Raw genomic sequence first — 5,185 nt, 5'->3', positions numbered from 1 at the left:
GCAGGGCTGGTGGCTAAGTGTTGGCCGTTTTACACCGCGCTGGGGATATCCGCGGGGCGCCACTACAGCACGCTCGCGTGTCCGCGGGCCTGTCCGCGGGCCGGTCCCGCGGCTGACCCCATGCGGTGGCGATGGCGGCAGTGCGAGCCGGGTGCCGCGGCCTTCACGAAACGCCGCGGACGTCCACGAAGGACCAGCCGAGCACTTCGTGCAGGAACATCGGCAGCGCGACGACGAACCAGACATCGCGCGCCCCGAACAGGAAGAACCGCGCTGGGACTCAGCCGCGCGGTGCCCGGAATACCGTCGTGTCCGGGTGGAAGGCGTACCAGGCGAACCAGAAGCCCGTCATCGCCGCCAGCTGCTTGCCGTCAGCATCGAAGGCCCGCGCACTCTCGTTGAGACGGTCGAAGCGGATGGTGATGGGCTGTCCGGCGATGCGGTCGTTCACCTCACCGTCGGTCTTTGACAGCTCGGCGAAGGGATAAGCCTTGTACTGCCCACCGATCTCGACGCCCAGCACCCGCTCCTTCGGGTGATAGCGCCGCGACTTGTTGGCGACGGGGAAGTAGAGCCCGCGCTCGGTCTCGTAGCCACCGTAGGGCGAGCGGGTGTAGTCGCGCCGGAAGCCTGTGTCAGTAGACAGCACCTCCGTCTCCGGATGCTCGCGCAGCCAGGCGCTCCACGTGGTGTGGGTCAAGGGCAAGGCCCGGAGCTCGCGGCCGGCCAGGGGGCCGCTGATGGCCTGTCTCTTAATCTGGCTCCAGAGGCTCTCGGTCTCGCGGTCATACAGCAGTATGTCGCTGTTGTAGAGCAGCCCGGACACGCCGAAGCTGAGCGGCCGGTCGCCCGACTCGGCCGCAAAGGCTACGCCGCTGCCGCACAGCGGGCAATAGGTGACGGCGATGCGCTCGCCGCCGATGTCGTCGTTGACGATCTCGTGCCAGTTCATGATGCGGATGGGATAGGCGCGGGCAACGCCGCCCAGGACGATACCGAGCACGTCGTCCCCGCCGCGCAGGAAGTCGGCCTCCCGGGCCGCCACGAATTTGGGCTCGTCGATGGACGGGATACCGTCGCGCGCAGGCCCGCCGGCGTGGATCTCGTCCACCGGCACCAGGGGGTTGCTGAGGTCGAAGCCGTTGTCGGCCGCAGCGAGCGCCGCCCCGGTGATCAGTGCGACGGTCAGTAGCATGAGGAAAGCAAGACGGAATCTTTGTGGGGTCATTGGCTTGGTCATCGGATTGTTTCGCCTTAATGCCTGGACCGGTTTAGGAGCGCATAGATTTCATCCGTTACCGACCGCTGTCGTCGCCGCGATCTGCAACCGGAACGAAGCGATCCGCATGTTGGCAATGCCGATTGGAAAAGCGCATGCTTGACGGAGAACACTTGTCCCAGGCGCCACCGCTTGCGCCTTTCTGCCGCCGAGCTCCCGACAAGCTTCCGAAGCGGAGATCTCACCTTGACAACTGTGCTCTATGCCGCACTGCCAGCCTTTCTGATCGTCTAGCTGTCCTTGCATGTGATCCGGGTCTGCCGCCGCAGGCAAGTCAGCGTCGGCGAAGGCGATGAGTCATAGCTGATCACCGCAATGGCGGCCCAGTCAAACGTCGTCTTGACTACCAATGAGCCTCAGCCAACTTGAGCAGCCGGTAGGGTATGGGCGGCGTGCGGACGGCTACGACACCGAGACGAGGCAGCATCGCGGCAACGTCGAAACGGCGGTTGAAGCGATAGCAGAACTCAGCGAGGTAGCGCGGTAGATGCTGCGGGCTGGCTTTGTGATACGTGCCGCGCAGGGCGTCCTTGACGTTGCCGAGCACGGTGCTCAGCCAGGTAAAGGCCTCCAACTCCATGCTGGCCGCCCCACCGCCGGTGACCACCGGCTGGTGCTCCACGCCAGCGGCGGCGACGCCGCGGAAGCAGGCGAGGCCGTCGCTGACGACGATGCTGTCAGGGTGGATGAATTCCTGCGTCCAAGCGGCCAGCTCGCGCTTGCGGAAACCGGCGACGACGCTCAAGCGCAACTCCATCGGATGGCCCTCGAGATTCTTTGCGAGTGCGGCCACGAATGGGGTCTTGTTCGGCGAGCCGCGACCCGGCGTCTGACCATGGCACTCCCCGCCCCAGTACGCGTCGTCGATCTCGATCACGCCGGTCAGTTGGCGCTCGGCATCGCGCTCCAGCATGGCCTGCAACAGCTTGTGCTTGACGCTCCAGGCGGTCGGGTAAGAGACGCCGAGCTGGCGCATCAGCTCCAGCGCGGAGATGGCGTTTTTCTGCTGCGTGAGCAGGTACATGGCCAAGAACCAGGTGGTCAGCGGCAGCTTGCTGTAGGCGAGCACGGTGCCCGCGGTCAACGAGGTCTGATGACGGCAGTGTCGGCACTGCAGCAGCCCGCGGGTCTTCACCTCCGTGTAGCCCTCGGCATGGCCGCACTCCGGGCAGACGAACCCCAGCGGCCAGCGCCACTTGAACAGCGCCGCGGCGCACTGCGCCTCGGCCCCGTACATGCGGAAAAACTCGGGCAGGCTCAGCCCCTTCTGAAATTGCACTCGGTTCTTGGCCATCGGACCGCTCCTGGTAGGGGAACACGGTGCCAGTGTGCGCCCACCGGTGACTCAAGCCGCGAGCCTGCTGAGTTTCGTAGGGAATCAGGAACGCTGTTGAGTACATTCCGATCGCACTGCTGCTGCTATTCGGCCTACAGTACAACAACGCCAACCTGGTTCTCGTGCACCTGCTGGGCGTCCTGCTGCTCGTCGGCCGGGTCATCCATGCCAGAGCCCTTCTCAAAGGCGACCTGCGGCGCCGTGTGCTCGGCATGCAGATCACCATCTGGGTCATCATCGCTCTCGCTGTGGTCAATCTCATCTACCTACCTTACGGGCGCTTCATCGAGCTCTAGCCCGTGCAAGCACGTTTTCCAAGCCCGGCGCGGACTGCGAGCCGGGTACCATTTCGTTCAGTGAACAGGTGCGGAGACCCCGATGAAACCGTCGCTAGCCCGACTCCATCTGTCCGACTGGCTATCGACGCGGGACAGCCTGCATCGCTATGCCAGGATGGTCGGCAAGCTGCGCGCCGAGCATGCGCCGCCCGCAAAGCACTGGTGGCACAGCACCTTGCACGTCAGCGCCCGTGGGCTCACGACAACGCCGTTCCCGGCCGCCGACCAGGCGCTGGAACTGGCCCTCGACCTGGCCGGTCACGAGCTGGTCATCGATAGTAGCGACGGCTGGCGTGCGCAGCTGCCGCTGCGCGAACAGACCGCGTCCGGCTTCTGCGGGGCCTTGATCCAGTGCCTTAGCGAGCACGATGTCGAACTTGACGCAGGTGCGCTCGCGCCGCTGGCTGACGAGGTCCCGTTGCCTTACGACCCGGACGCGGCCGGACGCTTTCGACAGTCGATCAACTGGAGCGCCGGGGTCTTTGCCGCGTTCAAGGGGCGCTTGCGCGAGGAGACCAGCCCGATACAGGTCTTTCCACATCACTTCGATCTGGCCATGAACTGGTTCTCGGGTCGGCTGGTCCCCGGTGTCGATCCTCTCGACGAGGAGCGTGCCGACGAGCACATGAACTTCGGCTTCGCCACCGGGGACGAGTCGATCGACGATGCCTATTTCTACGCAACGGCGTACCCGCAACCCGACGGATTCACCGATCTTGCACTCCCCGGGGGTGCTTTCTGGCATACCGAGGGCTGGGCCGGTGCGATCCTGCCCTACGCTGCGCTGCTCGACAGTGATTGGCCGGCGGACCGCCTGCTCGATTTCCTGCGAACGCTGCAGGCCCATGGGGCCGAGCTGATGAGCCGCTGACAGCGGCTACCAAGATCCTCTGCGGAGCTTGACCGCCGTTGCAGCCACGCCACGCCTCGGCCAGGCAATAGCGAGGCCGGCGAGGCGCCCGGCATCACCACTCCGATGGCCGCGCTAGGGCTAATCCGAGCAAGCCCATCACACCAACTCCGCGTCGGAGTGGATCTCCACCAGGCTCGGGCCGTCGTAGGCCAGTGCCTCGACGAGAGCAGCGTCGAGCCGGTCCTTGGCCGTTACCTTGATACCGAGGGCGCCGCAGATGCGCGCGTACTCGGCGAAGTCCGGGTTGTGCAGTGCGGTTTGCCAGACCTCCCACTCGCCGGCGCGCTGCTCCTTGCTGATCTTGCCCAGCTCGCAGTTGTTCAGCAGTACATGGGTGATGTTCATGCCGTATTTGACCGCCGTTGTCAGCTCGGCGAGGTACTGACCAAAACCGCCATCGCCGGAGACGGAGACGACCTTGCGGCCCGTAAAACGCGGGTCGTCTTCCTGTGTCGCGGCCCAGGCGCCCATCGCCGCCGGGAAGGAGAAGCCAATCGAGCCGAGGTAGCCGGACATCAGCACCGCCTGGCGCTCGCATTCGAAGTAGCGGCCGAAGGAATAGGTGTTGTTGCCGACGTCCACGGCCAGGATGGCGTCCGCCGGCACCTGGCGGTTCATGGCCGCAAAGACGGCGGCTGAGTTGACGCCCAGGCCGCGGTCGTCCCGCTCGCGGCGCTCCTTTTCCTTGCGCCAGATGGACCAGCGCTCGGCGAGGTCCGGGCGCTGATCCACCGGCGCCGTGCCGGCTGCCAGGCGCTCGCGCAGCAGCCCGCAGGTGATGCCGATCTCGCCCCACACCGGCACCTGCACGGCGTGGAATTTGCCGAGCATCATCGCGTCGAAATCCACCTGGATGGTCGGGATCTTCGGCGTGATGCCGGTGTGGTTGGAGAAGCTGGCGCCGAAGACCAGGAGGCAGTCCGCCTCGTTCATGACCCAGCTGGCGATGGGCGTGCCGCTGCGCCCGAGCACACCGCCGCCCAAGGGGTGGGAGTCGGGGATCAGGCCCTTGCCCTTGAAGGTGGTGATGACGGGGCAGTTGAGCTGCTCGGCGAGCGCAATGACGCCGTCCATGCTGAAGCGGGCGCCGTGACCGACGACGATGACCGGACGCCTGGACTTGGCCAGCAGCGCCACGGCGTCGTCGACGGCCGACTCGGGCGGCGCGATGTCCCGCGGCGTGATCCGGCCCGCCGGGCCGCCGGCCGCGGCGCCGTCGGCAGCGACCAGCTTCGGTACCTCGTCCGGCAGGATCAGGTGCGAGACGCGCCGGTTCCGGAACGCGCGCTTGCAGGCGAGGTTTACCAGCCCGGGCTGGT

General features: G+C 66.0%; 5 protein-coding genes. 2 read left to right on the top strand and 3 right to left on the bottom strand.

Translation table 11 applies throughout. The features are described from left to right. Positions 1-280 precede the first annotated feature (280 nt). Both I6U14_RS09815 and I6U14_RS09810 read right to left on the bottom strand, forming a co-directional pair. The gene (locus I6U14_RS09815) at positions 281-1,228 is read right to left on the bottom strand and encodes a DUF3179 domain-containing protein (protein WP_296898882.1); all 948 of its coding nucleotides are present in this window, start codon (positions 1,226-1,228) and stop codon (positions 281-283) included. Positions 1,229-1,622: 394 nt separating this feature from the next. Then, positions 1,623-2,573, bottom strand: a complete 951-nt coding sequence (locus tag I6U14_RS09810) for an IS1595 family transposase (protein ID WP_296898880.1) — start codon at positions 2,571-2,573, stop codon at positions 1,623-1,625. An 83-nt stretch (positions 2,574-2,656) separates the two neighbouring features. Here I6U14_RS09810 and I6U14_RS09805 point away from each other — a divergent pair, with 83 nt between their 5' ends. Both I6U14_RS09805 and I6U14_RS09800 read left to right on the top strand, forming a co-directional pair. Then, a complete protein-coding gene (locus I6U14_RS09805) occupies positions 2,657-2,911 on the top strand; it encodes an MAPEG family protein (RefSeq protein WP_296898884.1) in 255 nt (84 codons plus the stop codon). Positions 2,912-2,993: 82 nt separating this feature from the next. After that, positions 2,994-3,824 carry a DUF5996 family protein gene (locus tag I6U14_RS09800; protein ID WP_296898878.1) on the top strand — a complete coding sequence of 277 codons (831 nt, stop codon included), beginning with the start codon at positions 2,994-2,996 and terminating at the stop codon, positions 3,822-3,824. Between the two features lie 138 nt (positions 3,825-3,962). On the opposite strand, the gene I6U14_RS09795 is transcribed toward I6U14_RS09800, so the two are convergent. Next, positions 3,963-5,185: thiamine pyrophosphate-dependent enzyme (locus I6U14_RS09795; protein ID WP_296898876.1), on the bottom strand; the 1,223-nt coding region annotated here is incomplete at its 5' end.

The sequence above is a fragment of the Thiohalocapsa sp. genome (assembly GCF_019695415.1).
Classification (GTDB): domain Bacteria; phylum Pseudomonadota; class Gammaproteobacteria; order Chromatiales; family Chromatiaceae; genus Thiohalocapsa.
Note: the sequence above shows the minus strand (reverse complement) of the source record. Positions and strands in the feature narration are given on the sequence as shown.

Bases quoted from the DNA above. Each gene is read 5' to 3' on its own strand.
- I6U14_RS09815 (WP_296898882.1), bottom strand. From the start codon at position 1,228: ATGACCCCACAAAGATTCCGTCTTGCTTTCCTCATGCTACTGACCGTC.
- I6U14_RS09810 (WP_296898880.1), bottom strand. From the start codon at position 2,573: ATGGCCAAGAACCGAGTGCAATTTCAGAAGGGGCTGAGCCTGCCCGAG.
- I6U14_RS09800 (WP_296898878.1), top strand. From the start codon at position 2,994: ATGAAACCGTCGCTAGCCCGACTCCATCTGTCCGACTGGCTATCGACG.